Source organism: Corallococcus sp. AB038B (assembly GCF_003668955.1).
GTDB classification, from domain to species: Bacteria; Myxococcota; Myxococcia; order Myxococcales; family Myxococcaceae; genus Corallococcus; species Corallococcus exiguus.
In genome coordinates this window covers 1-501 of the sequence record NZ_RAWO01000062.1, presented here as the reverse complement: position 1 = coordinate 501, position 501 = coordinate 1, and the positions used below count along the sequence as shown (strand labels likewise).

The following is a 501-nucleotide window of genomic DNA, read 5'->3' as shown; positions in this document are numbered from 1 at the left end:
AACCGCTACTTCGCGTCCGGCGTGGCCAGCTCCGAGCCGATCTGCTGCCACTCCTGGGCGTAGGCGCCCCGGGTGAAGGTGCGCAGGTCGTCGCTCGTCACGGTGCCTCGCGCCAGCGCGGTGTCGAGCGCGCGGACGACGGCGGTGCGGTGCGGCTGCTCCACGTAGGGGTTGCCCTCGCGGAACACCTCGCCAAACAGCGACTCCAGCCGGCCGTCCTGCTTCAGCCGCTCCACGATTCGCGCCTGGGAGGCGGGCTCGTCCGCGTGCGCATGCAGCATCGCGGAGGCGAGACCACCCTGGGCGTCGGCATCGGGGAACTCGGAGAGCAGCTCCAGCTCCGCGTCCGCTCCGGCGATGGCCGAAGCCTCCGAGGCGGCGGGCGCCAGCGCGGCGTTGATGGCCGGCGTGGCGCGCGGCGTCGGACGACGGTCCGGCTCGAAGTCGCTGCGTCCCTGGAACGGCCTCACCGCCTGGTGTGCCGGGAGGTCCTTTTTTCCG

At 72.9% G+C, this 501-nt stretch carries 1 protein-coding gene; it reads right to left on the bottom strand.

Annotated elements, in window-relative coordinates:
• Positions 1 to 5: 5 nt before the first annotated feature.
• A partial coding sequence (locus D7Y04_RS42550; RefSeq protein WP_121763060.1) for a hypothetical protein occupies positions 6 to 501 on the bottom strand: 496 nt, incomplete at its 5' end.